At 65.0% G+C, this 16,836-nt stretch carries 12 protein-coding genes; 3 read left to right on the top strand and 9 right to left on the bottom strand.

Features of this window, described 5'->3' with window-relative positions; translation table 11 throughout:
* A partial coding sequence (locus ABEL04_RS11170; RefSeq protein ID WP_375802475.1) for a Clp protease N-terminal domain-containing protein occupies window positions 1-865 on the bottom strand: 865 nt, incomplete at its 3' end.
* A 471-nt stretch (window positions 866-1,336) separates the two neighbouring features.
* Between ABEL04_RS11170 and ABEL04_RS11165 the strand changes: the two genes are divergently transcribed.
* A complete protein-coding gene (locus tag ABEL04_RS11165; RefSeq protein ID WP_375802474.1) occupies window positions 1,337-2,725 on the top strand; it encodes a Gfo/Idh/MocA family protein in 1,389 nt (462 codons plus the stop codon).
* Between the two features lie 544 nt (window positions 2,726-3,269).
* Entirely contained in the window at window positions 3,270-3,923 is a 654-nt protein-coding gene (locus ABEL04_RS11160; RefSeq protein ID WP_375802473.1) for a phasin family protein, read from the top strand.
* 155 nt (window positions 3,924-4,078) lie between these two features.
* Here ABEL04_RS11160 and ABEL04_RS11155 read toward each other — a convergent pair whose 3' ends face one another.
* Window positions 4,079-5,107: a cyanophycinase gene (locus tag ABEL04_RS11155; RefSeq protein WP_375802472.1), complete on the bottom strand. Its 1,029-nt coding sequence runs from the start codon at window positions 5,105-5,107 to the stop codon at window positions 4,079-4,081.
* A gap of 175 nt (window positions 5,108-5,282) precedes the next feature.
* Between ABEL04_RS11155 and ABEL04_RS11150 the strand changes: the two genes are divergently transcribed.
* Window positions 5,283-5,753 carry a hypothetical protein gene (locus tag ABEL04_RS11150; RefSeq protein WP_375802471.1) on the top strand — a complete coding sequence of 157 codons (471 nt, stop codon included), beginning with the start codon at window positions 5,283-5,285 and terminating at the stop codon, window positions 5,751-5,753.
* Here ABEL04_RS11150 and ABEL04_RS11145 read toward each other — a convergent pair.
* The 7 genes from ABEL04_RS11145 to ABEL04_RS11115 form a co-directional block, all read right to left on the bottom strand.
* Window positions 5,750-7,555 carry an ABC transporter ATP-binding protein gene (locus ABEL04_RS11145; RefSeq protein ID WP_375802470.1) on the bottom strand — a complete coding sequence of 602 codons (1,806 nt, stop codon included), beginning with the start codon at window positions 7,553-7,555 and terminating at the stop codon, window positions 5,750-5,752. The two genes, ABEL04_RS11150 and ABEL04_RS11145, sit on opposite strands and share 4 nt — an antisense overlap.
* Before the next feature lie 481 nt (window positions 7,556-8,036).
* On the bottom strand, window positions 8,037-8,702 hold the full coding sequence (locus ABEL04_RS11140) for a DUF3267 domain-containing protein (protein ID WP_375802469.1): 666 nt from the start codon (window positions 8,700-8,702) through the stop codon (window positions 8,037-8,039).
* 442 nt (window positions 8,703-9,144) lie between these two features.
* Window positions 9,145-11,658 (bottom strand): DUF5686 family protein, encoded by a 2,514-nt coding sequence (locus ABEL04_RS11135; protein WP_375802468.1) that lies wholly within the window; start codon window positions 11,656-11,658, stop codon window positions 9,145-9,147.
* A gap of 144 nt (window positions 11,659-11,802) precedes the next feature.
* On the bottom strand, window positions 11,803-12,567 hold the full coding sequence (locus tag ABEL04_RS11130; RefSeq protein WP_375802467.1) for an ABC transporter ATP-binding protein: 765 nt from the start codon (window positions 12,565-12,567) through the stop codon (window positions 11,803-11,805).
* Window positions 12,568-12,713: 146 nt separating this feature from the next.
* Window positions 12,714-14,075 carry an efflux RND transporter periplasmic adaptor subunit gene (locus ABEL04_RS11125; protein ID WP_375802466.1) on the bottom strand — a complete coding sequence of 454 codons (1,362 nt, stop codon included), beginning with the start codon at window positions 14,073-14,075 and terminating at the stop codon, window positions 12,714-12,716.
* 51 nt (window positions 14,076-14,126) lie between these two features.
* On the bottom strand, window positions 14,127-15,557 hold the full coding sequence (locus ABEL04_RS11120) for a TolC family protein (protein WP_375802465.1): 1,431 nt from the start codon (window positions 15,555-15,557) through the stop codon (window positions 14,127-14,129).
* A gap of 49 nt (window positions 15,558-15,606) precedes the next feature.
* On the bottom strand, window positions 15,607-16,827 hold the full coding sequence (locus ABEL04_RS11115; RefSeq protein ID WP_375802464.1) for an ABC transporter permease: 1,221 nt from the start codon (window positions 16,825-16,827) through the stop codon (window positions 15,607-15,609).
* Between the last annotated feature and the right edge of the window lie 9 nt (window positions 16,828-16,836).

Raw genomic sequence — 16,836 nt, 5'->3', positions numbered from 1 at the left:
CCCCGGCGCCCACGAGCGTGTGCAACTCGTCGATGAAGAGGACGATCTCGCCGTCCGACTCGGACACCTCGTTGACGACGGCCTTGAGGCGATCTTCAAACTCGCCGCGGTACTTGGAGCCGGCCAGGAGCGCGCCCATGTCAAGGGCCACAATGCGCTTCGACTGCATCGACTCAGGCACGTCGCCCTGCACGATGCGCGTGGCGATGCCCTCGGCGATGGCGGTCTTCCCCACGCCGGCCTCGCCGACGAGCACCGGGTTGTTCTTCGTCCGGCGACTCAGGATCTGGAGCACGCGCCGGATCTCCTGCTCGCGCCCGATGACCGGGTCAATCTCGCCCTCGCGGGCCATCTCGTTCAGGTCTTGGGCAAACCGGTCGAGCGCCTCGTAGCGGCTCTCGGCGTGGGGGTCGTCGGCGCCCTGCCCGCCGCGCACGTCGTCGAGCGCCTCCATGACGTGCTCTTTCGAGGCGCCCTGGTCGCGCAGGGCCTGCCCGACCTCGTTCTTGCCCTCGACGAGCCCGACGAGCAGGTGCTCGGTCGACACGTACTCGTCGTCCATCACGTCGGCCTCAGCGCGGGCGCGGTCGAACACCTTCTTCAGCTCCTCGCCGACGTACTGGTCGCCGGCGCTTGCGCCCGTCACCGTGGGCAGCGACTCCATGGCCGTCTCGGCGTGCTTCCGGAGACGGTCCACGTTCGCCCCCACGCGTCGCAGAATCGACACGGCGACGCTGTCCGGGTCACTCAAGAACGCCTCCAGCAAGTGCGGCGGCTCGATGCCCTGATGGTTCTTGGAGGCCGCGAGCTCCATTGCTTTCTGCACGGCCTCCTGAGCTTTTACTGTAAACTTTTGCAAATTCATGGGTTTATATTCGTCTATTGGCTAATCCAACAGGCAGGATCGGCACTGCCGGAACGGACGATTCAGTGCCGATCCTTTTTCATCTTCTCATCAGTTGTAGCTCTCGAAAAACGTACCAACGTGTGTTAAGCTGACAGGATGACAGGTCGGACGACCGCGCTGAAGTGATCTGTCCCGTCTCGCAGTCCCCACCCGACGCGCATCGGGGCCTGCCGAGGAGCGATCCGTTCAGTGGGCCTTCCGAAGAGGCGTCCTGAGGCGGACGGAAAAATATTTATCTGTGTAATCTCTCGTCACAGACTTGCATTCGACGTTTCGCTTTCTATTCTTCGGGTAGTTCTCCTCCAGTAGTTCAAGGCTGCGAAAAGCCTCCCCCGGCGGCTGGCACTTGAGAGAAGGCTGCCAGCAGCTTCGTTCGCAGGTTGCAGGAGGGTCCGTTCAACGTCCCCTAAGAGCTAGGCAAACTAGGCCATGACCAATCAGGATCTTTCTCGACGAGCATTCCTCGGCAGAGCAGCGAAAGCAACCGGTGCGGCCGCCCTCCCGCTGGTGGTCCCGCGCCGCGTGCTAGGCGGGTCCAATTATCAGGCCCCCAGTGATACGCTCAACATTGCCGCCATCGGCGTAGGCGGGGTTGGGGGACGAAACGTCGACAACGTCGCCCAGTCCGAAAACATCGTTGCCCTCGCCGACGTTGACCACGATTACGCCTCCGAGGTCTTCGACAGGTATCCCGACGCGGCCACGTACTACGACTACCGGCGGATGCTCGACGAGATGGCCGGCAAGATCGATGGGGTCATCATCGCCACCCCGGACCACACCCACGCGACCATCACCGCCGACGTGATGCAGCGTGGCCTTCCGGTCTACACGCAGAAGCCGCTGACCTGGTCGGTCGACGAGGCCCGCCGACTCCGCGAACTGGCCCGCCAGACCGGGGTGGTCACCCAAATGGGCAATCAGGGCCACTCCAGCGACGACGCCCGGCTGGTCAACGAGTACGTCCGTAGCGGGGCCCTCGGCGAGGTGCAAGCGGTTCACGTCTGGACCAACCGGCCCATCTGGCCGCAGGGCCAAGAGATGCCGAGCGCCATCCAGCGCGTTCCCGATCAGATGAAGTGGGACCTGTGGCTGGGCCCCTCGGCGGCGGAGCCCTACAACGAGGCGTTTCATCCGTTCAATTGGCGGGGATGGGTAGACTGGGGAACTGGCGGCCTGGGGGACATGGGCGCCCACCTGATCGATCACCCCTACTGGGCGCTGGAGCTGGAGGCCCCGGAGACGATCCAGACCCGCTCTACGGCCTTCAACGGCGAGAGCTGGCCGCAGGCCACCATGACCCACTACCACTTCCCGGAGCGCGGCGACCGGTCGGCAGTAAAGATGACGTGGTACGACGGCGGCTTGAGGCCGGAACGGCCCGAGGGGCTTCCGGAGGAGAAACAGCTCAATCCCAATGGGGGAGCGCTGCTAGTGGGGGAGGAGGCCACCCTCCTGCACGGGACCTACGGAGAAAACCCGCGCATCTTGCCGGCCGAGAAGGACAAAGAGATTGGAAAGCCGCCCCAGCAGTTCGAGCGCGTTGAGGCGGAGAACCACGAGATGAACTGGGTGCGGGCAATCAAGGGGCAGGCGGAGGCCACCTCCAGTTTTGAGTACGCCTCACGGCTGACGGAGACGATGCTGCTGGGATTGGTGTCCCTGCGGGCGGGAGGTCGGAAGCTCCGTTGGGACGCAGAGAAAGGAACGGTGACGAACGTGTCGGAGGCGAACCAGTACCTGGCCCGTCAGAATCCACGGGAGCCATGGACGCTGAGCGGCGGGCAGGAGAAGGCTGAGGCCTCCTCCCAGAAGTAGAGGCCTCCGCGCCTCCAATCGAAGACATCTATTCCCCTGAGAACAGCCGGAGGCTTTACAGACGAGAACCTCGTGCGTGGCCTGCCTCACCCAACCTGGGGAGTTTCGGAGTCGAGCCGTAAGCCCGCATCGTTGACGTTGAACATTTGGTACGGCAACTCTTCGTAGACGGCATAACGCTGAATCCGCATCTGTCCTGCGTCTGGTTCTGGGGATCGTGGACTGCCCCCTCCCTCCCAGCTCTCTTGTCTACGGGCCTCAGTCCAGACGGATCTCCAGCGGTCTCCTTCCAACTCACCACCTTCTTCCTACTTCTGCCCTGCCTACCTATTCTGCGCATCGCCGATCTCGGTGTCCTGTTTCTCGTTTCAAGTCCCAAATCCCGAGCTTTACGTTCCAAACTCTGGTGAATCCGACGGGTTAACGCGCCGTGTCAATCTCACTAGGAATCAATGACGCGCTGCGTTACTTTCAGATTTGATAATTGTAACGCGACATTTTTCTTTCGTCTCGCAGGCCCACCCACCAAGTTTTAGGACTCGTCATGGCGGCCACGAACAACGAAAAACCAAGCTCAGAGCGCAAGGGGTTCTCTCTACAGAATTTTCCCGACGAGGTGTCAGGGCGCGCCCGCGAAGTCTGGCTCGCTGGTCTCGGGGCGCTCGAACGGCTCGAGGAGGAGGGGGACAGAGTGTTCGAGACGCTCGTCGAGCGCGGCAAACAATACCAAGAGACGCGCCGGGACCAGATTGAAGAGGCGACCGAAAATCTCCGCGAGCAGCAGGAGGCTCTTGTAGAAGATGTCACCCAGCGCCTCGACGACGCGACCGCGTCGGTCGACAAGGCCGTGTCGGACACCCTCAGACGCATCGGGGTGCCAACCCGCAAGGAGGTACGAGACCTTTCCCGCCGGGTGCGGGAGCTCTCCGAGAAGCTGGAGGCCCTTTCGGAGAAGATGCTTGAGGAGCGGCGGGCGGCCGCGACTGAAGAGCGGGTCTTGCACGTCGTGCCCAACGACGAGGGCTGGGTCGTTACAATCGAAGGGGACGAGGAGTACGCGAGCTCACACGACACGAAGAAGGAGGCGGTGAGTGCGGCCCGGGACACGGCCAGAGAGCACGCGCCCAGCCAGCTCGTCGTCCACAAGCAGGACCGGTCGGTACAGGAGAGCTTTTCGTACGACGCGGGCGACGAGTAAGTCGCCCCCTCCTTGCCTCCACCAGCCTTCGATCAATCCCGAAGCAGCCCGCTCCCAACTCGCGGGGGCTGGCTGCTTTTTTTGTTGGGGCGGACGCCTGTTCTCATTTGCACGCCCTCGAGTTCCTCCCTGTCCGAGGAGCGCTCCGGGGTCGGTTAGTCCGGACGATACGGATTGGCCGACAGCGATCCAGCCTCCACGCTCCGCGTGTAGGCCTGATCCAGGGGGCGCTCGGTGAGGTCGTACGTCGTGCCCCGCGGCAGTCGGACGATCTGCACGTCGGCGTAGGTGAGCGGCGTGCCGGGCTCCACCCGCTCGGGGGAATGCCCCCCGTGGACGAGGTACGCCCGCCCGCCGTACACCGTCCCCACGCCCGCAGAATCGACGACGAGGGCCGCCCCTTCGTTCACGCCCAGCCCGAAAAACGCGTTGGCGCCCGTCGCCTTCATCTGACGGGCGACAAAGGTGATGAGACGCCCCATGCGGTCGCGAGCCCGGAAGTGGCTGTCGGTGATGACGCGATCCAGCGCGGGCCAGTCGAAGTAGTCGTCGGTGAAGTGGATCCGTTCGTCGTAGGGATCGGCAAGCGCCTCGTCGGAGCGGACGCTGCCCGTGCACCCGTCGTACGCCACGTCGCCCTGGATGGCAAGCCCGGCGCTTCCGCCGCCCACTCCGCCCCCTCGCTCGAACACGTCGATCACGGCGGTGTGGACCACCCGTCCGGCCCAGTCCACGTAGTTGCACTGATTGCCCCCGGCAAAGTACACCACCTCGGCCCGCCGCACGGTCTCGGCCACACGGTCCACGTCGGCCCCACGGGGGTCGGGGATCGTGATGGTCTCGCAGGAATGCACACGTCCCAAGTCGACGAGCCGATCGCACTCCGGCGTGGAGCTTCCGTCCGACGGGAACGAGGCGGCCAGGACGACCACATCGAGCGGCCGATCGGCCACCCGTTCGGCATGGGCCTGAAAGGCGGTGTCAAGGGGAGCACCGTCGCCCTGTAGCATCAGCGACGGGCCCTCAAGGAGCGGCTGCACGTCCGCATCTGCGCCCAGTCGCGTCGCCTCCACCCCGAACGGCAGGTCGTTAGATGAGTCCTCGCCCGCCGGTTCGCCACACCCGAGCCCCAGCGCGACGAGACCGGCGGTGAGGAGGCAGCGGAGGGCTACACGGAGACGCATGAGGACACGATGTGGGTTGGACGGGCGCAGCGCAAGCGCGGCACAGTGTCGCGAAAACGTCGCGGCGCTCGTGCACGTAAGGGGTCGCCCGCGGGCGTGGTTCCAACAGCGCTTCCTCCGAGCCCCCCGCACGTTTGCCCTTGCTCATTCGCCCGGCTTCCGTTGCCCCCGTGTTATGATTCAGAGAGACGTGCTCATGCGGCAGATCCGTCAGTTCACGAAGGCGATTGCGACCCTGTTGGGCCAGTCGCACCGTGAGCAGCCCGAGGAGACCCTTCGCCAAATCGACGAGGCCTGCAAGACGCACCTCGACGGGCGGGCGGAAGACCTGCGCACCCTCCCGCCCGACGCACTCTTGGAGCTGTGCCGCGAGAACGGGACCTTCGTCCCGAACGTGGCCCAAACCCTCGCCCAGGCGCTCCACCGGATGGGCGAGACGCATGGGTACCGCGACGATCCCGAAAAGGCGGGGCACTGCTTTGGCCGCGCGCTCCTCCTCTACCGCCACCTGCTGCAGGCCCCGGACGCCCCCGTCTCGTGGCAGGTCGGCACGACGGTCGCAACACTTGAGAAGCGCATGGAGACGCTTCCTATGGACGACGCGACACAGGAGGCGCTGGAGGCGCTGCGGAACGGGACGGATTAGCCGACCAGTTCTTCCTCTCTTTCACTGGGCTTGCGGAACTGGTAGGAGGCCAGCCGACGGTAGAGTCCTTCTTCCCGCATCAGTTCGGCGTGCGTGCCCCGCTGCACGATGCGGCCGTCGTCGAGCACGAAGAGCCGGTCGGCAGTCTGCACCGTGGAGAGCCGATGTGCGATGATGAAGGTGGTGCGCCCCTCCATGAGCCGCTCCAGCGCCTCTTGCACGAGCGCCTCCGACGCAGAGTCGAGCGACGAGGTGGCTTCGTCGAGGAGCAGGAGGCGCGCGTCGCGCAGAAGCGCCCGGGCGATCGCCACGCGCTGGCGCTGCCCCCCGCTCAGCTTCACGCCCCGCTCGCCCACCGCCGTGGCGTAGCCGTCCGGCATGTCCACGATGAAGTCGTGGGCGTTGGCCGCGCGGGCGGCCTCCACCACCGCGTCGTCGGACGCGTCGAGCCGCCCGTAGCGGATGTTGTCCCCAATGGTGGTGTTGAAGAGCTGCACCTCCTGCGACACCGACGCGATCTGCTCGCGGAGCGACCGTCGCGTCACCGTCGACAGGTCGTGCCCGTCCACCCGCACGCGGCCCGACTGCGGCGCGTAGAAGCGGGGAAGGAGGCTCATGAGGGTCGACTTGCCGGCGCCGCTCGGCCCCACGAAGGCCACGGTCTGCCCCGCCGACACGTCGAACGAGAGGTCGTGCAGCACCGGAACGCCCTCGTCGTAGGCGAAGGTCACGTCCTCCAGGCGCACGTGCCCGTCGATCGGCGGAAGCTCGGTGGCGTCGGGCGCGTCCCGAAGCTCCGGCTCCGTGTCGAGCAGGTCGAACAGGCGCTCGGTCGCGCCCGCGGCGCTGTTGAACGTGGAGTAGAGCTGCGACATGCTGCTCACGCTCCGCGCGATGTTGAAGGCGTAGAAGACGAACGCCACGAGGTCGCCCTCCGTGAGCCGCCCCGCCAGCACCTCGATCCCCCCGTACCAGAAGATGGCCACGAGGGCCGCGAAGAAGAGCAGCCCCACCGTCGACTCGAACAGCGCCGACACGAGCACGCGGTACCGCGCCGTGCCGAAGAGGTCCTCCACCGCCTCGTTGTAGCGATCCACCTCGTGGTCGGACCGCGCGAAGGACTTGACGACACGGATCGACGCGAGGGCCTCCTCCGCCACGGCCGTCGTGTCCGCTAGGCGGTCCTGGATGTCGCGGGCCAGCGCCCGAATCTTGCGCCCGAAGTAGACGGCAAACCCCGTGACTGCCGGGACGATGAAGAAGATGATGAGGCTGAGGCGCCAGTTGAGCACCACCATCAGCGCCACCGAACCCACCAGCGAGAGCGACTGGGTCAGAAAATTGGGGAGCGCGTCCTTTACCGCGCTCCGCACCGACCCCACGTCGTTGGTGAGGCGCGAGGTGAGATCGCCCGTACGGTGGTCGGTAAAGAAAAGGAGGCTCTGCCGGTGGAGGTGGCGGTACACCTTTTTCCGCAGGTCGGCCACCACGCGCTCGCCGGTCCAGCCCAGCAGGTACTTGCCCCCAAACGCCGCTGCGGACCGGGCCAGAAAGAGCACAATGAGCGCCAGGGTCAGCCAGTCGAGCAGCGCCCGATTTTCGTCCTGAAAGACGGCGTCGACCAGCTCACGCAGGCCCAGCGGCACCACGAGTGCGACCGCTGCTCCCAACACGGTGAGCAGCACGGCGGCCACGAGGCGAACACGGTAGGGCCAGCCGAACTGGAAGATGCGCCGAAGCGTCGTCCACAGCCGTTTGGGGCGGAGGGAAGACTCTTCGGACGCAGGATCGGGTTCCGACATGAGCGATGGGGGCAGGCGGTAGGCGAATTGCGTGGTTACGGGCACTGAATCAACCTTTTCCCCAACTGCAGGGATTCGAGAACCCCTCCTCCGTTTGGGAAAAAGACGCCAAACCGCGGTTCAGGGCATCACCGGAGGCGAGCCGGGGACGGGATGCGCATTGAGTACATGTACAGGGCTCGCCACGATGCCTTCGACCCTGGCAGCGTGCGTCGTGCATGCGTTCACGCACGGACCCAAACAGGCGACGGAGAAGAAGGACCGCGACAAAATCCCTCGCTCCGACGCGTACCGCGAGGGGAGATGTGATCTTTCCTCCGGGCCTCCGCCCGGGCGGCCCAACGTCTCACGGGATGTGGCCTTCCGCCTCTAAAATCTTCTCTGCCAGCGACGTCCTGCCTCCCGGTGGGAATAGGCTACTCAGCGGACGCGCCGGGGCCCTCCGCGTGCCGAAACGCACCGGTGCGTGCAGAGGACGGACCTACGTGCCGTCGTCGGCCCCCTTCTGGTGTGCACTTGCTTCCGCGTCGAGGTCAAAGGCCAGCGCCGGGGCCTCGTCGGCGGAAGGGCCCCCGAGGACGAGCGCGCCCACCTGACTGGGGTGGTCCCGCACCCAGGCCCGACGGGGCACGGTCCGGAGCAGCCACAGGATGAGGAAATCGCCTCCTGCGGCCGCCAGCATCACGGCACCAAACCCAGTGATGCCCCAGTGACCGGCTCCCAGGCCCACGGCCAACGGCCCGCCCCCGAGCACGAGGCCCGGTAGCGCGATTGCCCGGCGGTATGGGGCGCAGCGCAACGGGGCGTCGCAGTGCGCATAGGGCGCAAGGCCGCGCCAACTGAACCCAAACTCGACCGCCGACCAGTCGGCGCCGCCCCACCGAAACCCAATGCCGTGCAGGCCCTCGTGGACCAGAATGCCAACGAGGATAGCGACGGAAAACCCGAAGAAGGCGTCCGGTCCGAGCGCGTCCGACCCCGACGGTGCCCCCCAGAGAAACAAGTGGGCACTCAGCGGGACGGCGAGAAGCCCGACCGCAAGCCCCCCACCGACGAGCTGCGCCTGGACCATAGACACGCCGACGAAGGTCGTCTCCGAACGGTCCAGGCGGGGGGACTCGGACGTATCGGACGACGAGTTACTCATCGCAACGCTCCGGTGTCGATGAAAGACAAATCAGAGGTTGGAACGAATACAATCAGACCCATGCTGTTCTCGACCGCGGGCACGGGTGGAACCTATTCCCTTCCGATTGGGGACGGCCGCCCGTAGCGCCCGCGGAAGTACTGCCACAGTCCACCCCCCACCGCGCCGCCGAGCCCCCCAAGCCCGTCGGCCTAGGGCAGTTGTAGGAGGAGCAGCCCGTCGGTCCGGATGTCCTGCTTCAACATGGGCACAAGGAGCGCAGCGGCTTCGAGAAGCCCACCTGCCACGAGCTCCCCCCCACCGTTCCGACTGAGGAAAGACGATTGCGTCGGGACGCCCCAATATCCCTCCATCGAATCGTCCCTTCGCTGCCCCTCCCTCGCCTGGACTCCTCTTCTCCAATCTTCCAATTTGCCCATCTTTTACACCTTCCCACTTTCACCTACAGAAACCGAAGCACGCTCACGCCGATGCTGAACCCGGACGCGTCGAGACGCTTGGTGACGTCGAGACGCAGAGAGTCGTAGAGGAGGCCGTTGATCGACAGGCCGAGCTCGTGGTGGAGTCCGTCTGAGGTCCGCACCGCGACGCCTCGTCGGGCGAGCCGCTGCTCGGTATCGTCTTCGATCCAGGTGCGCCCGTGGCCCCCGTGCACGATGATCCCAATGTCCTGGTCGACCGGGGCCTGCCACCCGATCAGCTCGAAGGGCACCGTGCGGAAGTTGTGCTCCCAGAAGAAGGCCACGTGGTGCTCACCCTGATAGGGCCGGTCGTCAAGCGTGCGGAGGGCGCCGAACGGCGTGTAGGGCAGCGGACTTGCTTCAATGACGCCAAAACGCTGCAGAGGAAGAGTACCCAGCGAGGCCCCCGCGTCGAGCCGGAGATCCAGGGTGTTCGGAAGCAACCGGCGCTGGAAAAAGGTCTCGATCCGGGCGTCGGCCACCACCTCGACCCGGGTGAAGTCGAAGTCGCTCGCCGCCAGCCCCGGGTCGCTGTGCTCGACAGAGGCCTGCACGCGGTTGAGGGGAGTCACCCCCAGCAGCCCGCCGCCGCCGAGCGTGGCCGAAAGCGCCACCGAGCGCAACCATCCCTCGTCCACGGAGGGATTCGCGGGCTGTGTGATCGAGCGACCGAGCACGTTGTAGTCGGTCGTCTTGGCGACCGAGAAGTGGCGCTCGTTGCGGACCTGGAGCTCAAGGTCCAGCTCCGGACCGGAAAACGCCTGCCGTACGGACACCCGAAAACGCTCATTTCCGAAGTAGTCGAAGTACTCCGGTTCCCCCGCGAGCATCCAGAGGCTGTTCGAGAGGCGCGCCCAGAGCGGGGCGATGCGCGACCGGGCGCGATAGCGAGGAGCGATGCCGTAGTGGTAGCGCACGCCGAGCGTCGTGCTGGCTGATAGGTCCGCCGTGACCCCTCCGCCGTAGGACCACTTCGTGCTTCCTGAGGGGCCGGTGCTATAGCCAACCCGCCCCCCAACCTCGACCGGTCCGACGTCTAGGCCCACCCGTCCGCCGACGTGCGCCCCCTCCACGCGGTTGTAACGCAGCCCGGCGGGCCTCGCGGACACGTCCACCACGTCCAGAGAATCTCCGTCCGTTCCGTCGTTGGCCTCGTCGTCGCCGGACTGCTCCTCATCGCCCAAAAGGTTCCCGTCGGTGACGCCGAGGTCCTGGAGCCACCCCAGGAGACCACCGGGGTCGAAGGACTTCCGAATTGTGTCTGTACTGTCGATGCGCTGGTACGCCGTACGCTCGGTCTGCGAGTAGGGCACAAAGGGGCCGTCCCCACTGAGCGAGTCCAGGCTCTCGGTGTCGGAGGACGAGCCGAGGATTGAGACACTGTCGGGCATCGCCGCGACCGTCTCGGTGGTGTCGTCGTAGAGCGAGTCGGGGACGGGCACGTTGATTTGGTAATCGCTCAGGCGGCTGACCTGCCGAATACTGATGTCCGAGAACGACACCAGCGCCGACAGCTGTACATCGAGCGTGCGTCGGGCCCGGAAGTCGACGGGGAGCCAGTACGGGCCGCCGAAGTTCGAGAACTGCTGCTCGAAGGTGATGTCGACCTCTTTCAGCACGCGCGACGTGCTCAGCGAGGTCGTCGGGCGGAGCTTCGCCTCCAGCAGGGCGTAGGTGCTGTCGAGCACAGTGACCGTGCCCTGAAAGGTGGACGAGAGGCGGCTCTCCGGTTCCACGCGGATGCGAAATGCCCGCCGCCCGTTGATGGCCCGCGTGGTGTCGAGCGTGAAGTTGTAGTAGTCGAGTGCGTCGGGGTGGGTCACCCCCACGAGGCGGTTGCCGAAGACCTCAGTGTTGTCTGCGTACAGGTTGAAGACCGCCGAGGCGGCCGGGAGGGCCGAACCGGCGATGTCCTGAAGGTTGGCAGTGCCGCGCTGGAATCGAACGACCTCACGGGTGCCGCGCCCCCGTTTCCAGAAGGCAGTCGTCCGGCTTTCGGCAATGGCCGCGATGGTGGTGTCGCTGGCCAGCGTGAACCGGTTGTAGGCCTCTACGGAATAGCTCTTCAGGTCCGGCCACCACTCCTGCTTGCGCTCAATGACGCGCTGCATGATGGATTCGCCGGGATTCCCCGTGCCGGTGACAACAACCTCCTCCATCTGCACCGACGACGGCGTGAGCCGGAAGGTCTGCCGCGGCTCTGTATCGGCCGTAACGCGGCGCCGGGCCGACTCATACCCCACGTAGCGGACGACGACCGTGGCCGGGAGGCTGTCAACCTCGAGCGTATATTGGCCATTCGCGTTCGTAATCGTGCCCTGGTAGGTGTCCGCGATGCGGAGATTAGCCTGGGGAAGAGGGGTGCCTGTTTCGGCATCCACCACCCGACCCCGGATTGTCTTAGACGTGTCCGGCTGTGCGTGGACTGCACCGGCCAAAAAGATTACCGAAAGCGCGATGATGGAGACGCTCCAGAACGCTTGAGGGCGTATCATCGGCGTAGTAAGAAATTGGGAGAGTTGCTCTGGCGCGGTTCGGCGCGGCCTGCGAACGAAGGGATGGACTGCTCAACCTTCTGCGCCCCCCACCAACGGGCCTGGCGTCCATGGTCACGTTTCCCTGCCCAGTGCCATAGCTCTTCATCCCAACTCGATTTCCTCGTCCGCCAGTGCAGGCTGATCGACCGTCTCGGTGTGCTCCAGCTTGCCGTCGCGGAGGTGAATAATGCGGCGGGCGTGGTGGGCGATGGGCTCCTCGTGGGTCACCAGCAAGATGGTGTTGCCCTGGCGGTGCAGGGCCTCCAGCAGCTGCATGATTTCGTCGCCGGTCTCCGTGTCGAGGTTTCCGGTCGGCTCGTCGGCCAGGAGGAGCGACGGATCGTTCACGAGCGCCCGGGCCGTGGCTACGCGCTGGCGCTGACCGCCCGACAGCTCGTTGGGGCGGTGGTCGAGCCGGTCGCCCAGGCCTACGTTGCGGAGCGCCTCGGTCGCCCGCTCGCGCCGATCGCGCTTGGACATGCCGGCGTAGATGAGCGGCAGCTCGGCGTTTCGCAGGCAGTTGACGCGCGGCAGCAGGTTGAACGTCTGAAAGACAAACCCAATCTCGTGGTTGCGGATCTCTGCAAGCTCGTTGTCGGAGAACGTGCTCACGTCCTCGCCCCGCAGGTGGTACGTGCCGCTGGTGGGCGTGTCGAGGCAGCCAAGCATGTTCATGAGCGTCGACTTGCCGGAGCCGGAGGGACCCATGACGGCCACGTAGTCCCCCTCTTCGATCGAGAGGCTGACCCCGTCGAGCGCCCACACCTCCTGGCTCCCCATCATGTACCGCTTCTTTAGGTCGTTCACTTCGATGAGGGAGTGCTCAGTAGCGGGAGTCGGTGTCTCGTCGGTGGCGAGTGCTTCCATGATCGGTGCGTGCGATACTGTGAGCAAAGGGTCGATGAGTAACTCCTGGACGAACGGTCGCACTTCGGGCCGGACTGAGAGGATCGAGGGGGGAGGAGCGCGGTGACGAGACGCCCCCCTCCATACCTCCATTCGTCCCTGACCATCTACTGCGTCGTGGCGAGTGGTCCGCCAGCCTGGGACCCGCCGCTACGGGTTTGAATCTTGTCCCCCTGCTCCAACTCGCGGCTGACAGCGCTGTACGGGCCCGTGATAACCGTCTCGCCCCCTTCCAGGCCCGACTTGATTTCCATGTAGGTGTCGTCGGCGATGCCGGTGGTGACCTCCACCATCCGGGCCGAGTCGGCTTCGGCCACGAAAACGACTTTGCGAAGGTCCTCCTCGGCTGACTGTTTTTGCTTGGTGGTATCGGCTCCGGGGCCCACCTCGTTGAAGTCGCGGACGGTGACGGCCTGAATCGGGACCGCCACGGCATCGTTGACGGTTTCCGTGTAAATGTCTACTGAGCCACTCATGCCGGGTCGGATGACCGGACCAGCGCCGCTTTCAGCGGGTCGCTCCGGGCGAGCCAGGCCTCCTCCTGCTCGGGTCGCGGCCGGGCCTGCGTTCGGGTTTCCGAGGATGCGGATCGTGACCGGGAAGTTAGTCACCTCGTTTTGGCTTCCCTGATTCTGAATTCGGGCGGCGTTGGCAATCTCCGTCACCTTACCCTGAAAGGAGCGATCTGGATAGGCGTCGAACTCGACACGTGCCGTGTCACCCCCGGCCACGTTGATGACGTCATTCTCGTTAACGTCCACTTTCAATTCCATACGGTCGAGCCGCGCAATGTTCATCATCTTGGTTCCAGATCGCTGCTGCGTACCCACCACGCGTTCGCCCACCTCCACAGTAAGCTTACTCACCGTGCCGTTCATCGGGGCGTAGAGACGCGTCTTTTGGAGCTGCTCGCGGGCGTCCCGGAGGTCGGCCTTGGCACTCTCTACCCGGAAGTGGGCAGCTTCAAGCCGGGCTTTGGCCTGCGTGTAACTCGTCTTAGCGTCGTAGAACTTGCTCTCGGGAATGACCCCTTTCTCATAGAGCTTCTTCTTCCGTTCGAAGGTCCGACGTGCCTGGATCGAGTCGGCTCGTCGCTGAGCGAGCGTAGCCTTCGCCTCCGAGACCTGAGCCTGGGCCCGCTCTACCGCCGCCTGGTAGTCGTCCGGCTTGAGACGGGCAAGCAGGTCGCCCTTCTGCACCACGTCCCCCTCTTGCACTGGAAGCGCTACGATCTCGCCCGGCACATCGGGAGTAATGGTCACCTTCACCTCCGGCTTGGCACGCCCGAAGGCCGTTACGGTTTGCGTGATGGTGCGGCGCTGGGCCTTCTCGGTCTCGACGCGGAGGCCGGACGTCTCGCCGCCAAACCATCCAAGCTGCCAGCCGAGTCCGCCGACCATCAAAAGGACGGCCAACAGGCTCCCGCCCGCGTACAACATGCGATTCGAAGTGCCACTTGAAGATGCCATGACTAAAGAGAGGGGGTTCTATTGGGAGGCACGAAAGGAACGTCAACGAAACTACTGTGTCGCTGGCTGGCCGAGGAGCGGCTCGCTTGGCGAGAGGCGGCCCACGTTGTAGTCGATCCGCTTCTGCTGGAGGATGAGCTGGTACCGGGCTCGCACCTGCTGGCTCGCCGCGTCGACGTAGTCGCGGATCGCGTTCTGCAGCTCCACGATGTCGGCGGAGCCGAGCTGGTAGCGTTCCTGAGCGGCAGTGCGGGCACGTTTAGCGGCCCGCAGGCGCTTGTTGGCTGCCTCCAGCTGCTGCACGGCGTTCTTGTAGTCGAGGTAGGACTGTCGCACCTGCAGGGCCACCTGCTGGCGCTTGTCCTGAAGCTGATACTTTGCGTTCTGGGCACGCACCTGCGCCTGCTCCACCTGCGTGCTGCGCTGGAGCCGGTTAAAAATCGGGATGTTCAGAGACAGCGAAATCCCTCCCCCGCGGTTATTGTCGAGCTGCTCTGTGAAGCCCGGACTGATAAACCCTTGGCCGTCGGGATCCGGAAGACGCCCTCGGCTCGACCAGTCGGTGCCGTACCGACCGCTGATCGAGAGGCTTGGGTAGTACGACGCCTTCGCAGACCGGATGCCCTGCTGAGCGGCCCGCCGCTCGGCCTGTGCCACCTTCAGGTCGAGACGCTTCCGAAACGCCTCGTTGATGAGGGCGGACAGGTCATACTGGGCAGCGCCTAGGGTGGCCTCCTCCAGATCAGGCACCTGAAAGTCGTAGGCCTGGCGGGGATTGAGCTGGAGCGTCTGTATGAGCTGGGTCTTGGCCACCTCCCGTTCCCGCTTGGCCTGCAGAAGCTGCTGCTCGGCCTCGGCCAGGTCGGCCTCGGCCGTGAACTCGTCCGACTTGGGCCGTGAGCCCGCGTCCACGAACTCGCGAATCTGACGCAGCCGCTTCCGTTGTGCCTGCACCTGCTCCCTGCGCACGCGCACGATTTCGCGGCTCTCCACGAGTGAAATGAACTGATCCATCACGGTAAACGCCACTTCCCGCCGTGTGCGCTTCAGGTTCGTCTTGTCCGCCGTAGCCTGCTGCTGAGCCTGCTGGAGCGAGGACACGTTCTCGAAACCGTTGAAGAGCGTGACGCTCGATCTCCCGGTCAGGCCGAAGCGGTCGGTCGACTGGGTGGTAAAGCTTCCCGTCACCTGACTGAAGTTGCGCCCTACGCGACGGGAAAGATCCGTACTGAGGCTGAGGTCGGGGGCGAAGTCCATCCACTCGGCGCGGACCTCCACGTTGGACTGCCGAGCCTGTGCCTGCGCCCGCTTGACGTTCGTGTTCTGATCGAGGGCGGTGCGCACAGCCTCGTCGAACGTGATCTGCGTCGTATCCCGGGACTGCTGCGCGTGGCTGCTCGGCGCAAAGGCCCCGAGCACCAGGAGAAGAGCGAGAACGCCTCCGCCAGCGGCGGCGAGGCGGAACGAGACGAATCGTTGCATGGAACCGAAGAGGAGCATGGTGAGAGAATGAACGGCGGGCAGTGAAGAATTACTCGTACCGGAGGGAATCAATAGGATCGAGGCGGGCCGCTTTGTAGGCAGGGTATCCACCGAAAATGACGGCCAGTACGGTGACCCCCCCTACGGCGATGCCGGCCCACACCCACGGGAAAGACGGGCTGATGTCCCAGTAAAGCGCCGCGATGTTGCCCCCGAGCCCCCCAAGCACAATCCCGATCAAGCCGCCGATCTGGCACAAGATGATGGCCTCCAGCAGGAACTGGCCCAGAATGTTGCGCCACTTGGCCCCCACCGCCTTGCGGATGCCGATCTCTTTGGTCCGCTCGGTGACGGAGACGAGCATGATGTTCATGATGCCCACCCCGGCGGCCAGCAGTGAGATGAATCCGACGAGCGCCCCGCCCAGCGTAAGGTTTTTCGTAAACTCGGAGAAGGTACTACGGAGGAAATCGCTCGATTCGATGTTGAAGGTGCTCGGGGCCCCGGCCTCCACCTGACGGATCACGCGCAGGTTGCTGCGCACCGCTTCCTTGGCCGCCGGGAGTTGCGCGGCCGACGCCGCCCGGACGCGCGTGTCATCCATGCTGCGCCCCCCGCCCCCGTAGGTGGCAAAGAGATACGTGATGGGCGCATACACCCGCGTGTTGGGGTCGCGGAAGAGTCCGGCCTTCTTCTCGAGCACCCCCACAACCTGAAGCCGCACCCGCCCCACCCGGACGCTTTTGCCGAGTGGACTGGTGGCCGGGAAGAGGGTCTCGGCCACGGCGGAGCCGAGCAGGGCCACGGGGCGCGCGTTCTGCACGTCCTGTGCGGCGAGCGGGCGTCCCAAGCGCATCTCGTAGCCGAAGTTGCCCAGAAACGCCTCGCCGGTGCCGTAGAGAGTAATGTTGGGATTCGTCTCGTGGCGCCGCGACTGCGCTTTTACCCGAGCGTCGAACCGCTCGCTCACGCTTACCGTCAGGTTGCCCCCCGTCCGCTCCTTGAGGCGCTGCACCTGATTGTACGTGATCGGAGGATGGTACTGCTCTGGCCCGTCGCCTCCCGCGTAGTCGTATCGCTCCACCGAAAAGGTGGACGCTCCCAGTCCCTGAATCGAACTCTTAAAGTAGAGGTCGATCACGTCCACAGCCGTCACGGCGGCGATGACCGCAAAGACGCCGATGACGATCCCGAGGAGGGTGAGGGCGGAGCGCAATTTGTTGGCGCGAAGCGCCTGCAGCGCCTCACGCACGGTTTCGAAACTGCCCATGGAAGAAGA

This window comes from Salinibacter sp. (assembly GCF_042218895.1).
Classification (GTDB): Bacteria; Bacteroidota; Rhodothermia; order Rhodothermales; family Salinibacteraceae; genus Salinibacter.
The sequence above is the reverse complement of the archived record's forward strand: the minus strand, read 5'-3'. Positions and strand labels throughout refer to the sequence as shown.

What these genes read in the sequence shown, in the direction of transcription:
- ABEL04_RS11160 (WP_375802473.1), top strand. Translation starts at nt 3,270, where the DNA reads ATGGCGGCCACGAACAACGAAAAACCAAGCTCAGAGCGCAAGGGGTTC.
- ABEL04_RS11135 (WP_375802468.1), bottom strand. Translation starts at nt 11,658, where the DNA reads ATGATACGCCCTCAAGCGTTCTGGAGCGTCTCCATCATCGCGCTTTCG.
- ABEL04_RS11150 (WP_375802471.1), top strand. Translation starts at nt 5,283, where the DNA reads ATGATTCAGAGAGACGTGCTCATGCGGCAGATCCGTCAGTTCACGAAG.
- ABEL04_RS11120 (WP_375802465.1), bottom strand. Translation starts at nt 15,557, where the DNA reads ATGCAACGATTCGTCTCGTTCCGCCTCGCCGCCGCTGGCGGAGGCGTT.
- ABEL04_RS11155 (WP_375802472.1), bottom strand. Translation starts at nt 5,107, where the DNA reads ATGCGTCTCCGTGTAGCCCTCCGCTGCCTCCTCACCGCCGGTCTCGTC.
- ABEL04_RS11115 (WP_375802464.1), bottom strand. Translation starts at nt 16,827, where the DNA reads ATGGGCAGTTTCGAAACCGTGCGTGAGGCGCTGCAGGCGCTTCGCGCC.
- ABEL04_RS11145 (WP_375802470.1), bottom strand. Translation starts at nt 7,555, where the DNA reads ATGTCGGAACCCGATCCTGCGTCCGAAGAGTCTTCCCTCCGCCCCAAA.
- ABEL04_RS11165 (WP_375802474.1), top strand. Translation starts at nt 1,337, where the DNA reads ATGACCAATCAGGATCTTTCTCGACGAGCATTCCTCGGCAGAGCAGCG.
- ABEL04_RS11140 (WP_375802469.1), bottom strand. Translation starts at nt 8,702, where the DNA reads ATGAGTAACTCGTCGTCCGATACGTCCGAGTCCCCCCGCCTGGACCGT.
- ABEL04_RS11130 (WP_375802467.1), bottom strand. Translation starts at nt 12,567, where the DNA reads ATGGAAGCACTCGCCACCGACGAGACACCGACTCCCGCTACTGAGCAC.
- ABEL04_RS11125 (WP_375802466.1), bottom strand. Translation starts at nt 14,075, where the DNA reads ATGGCATCTTCAAGTGGCACTTCGAATCGCATGTTGTACGCGGGCGGG.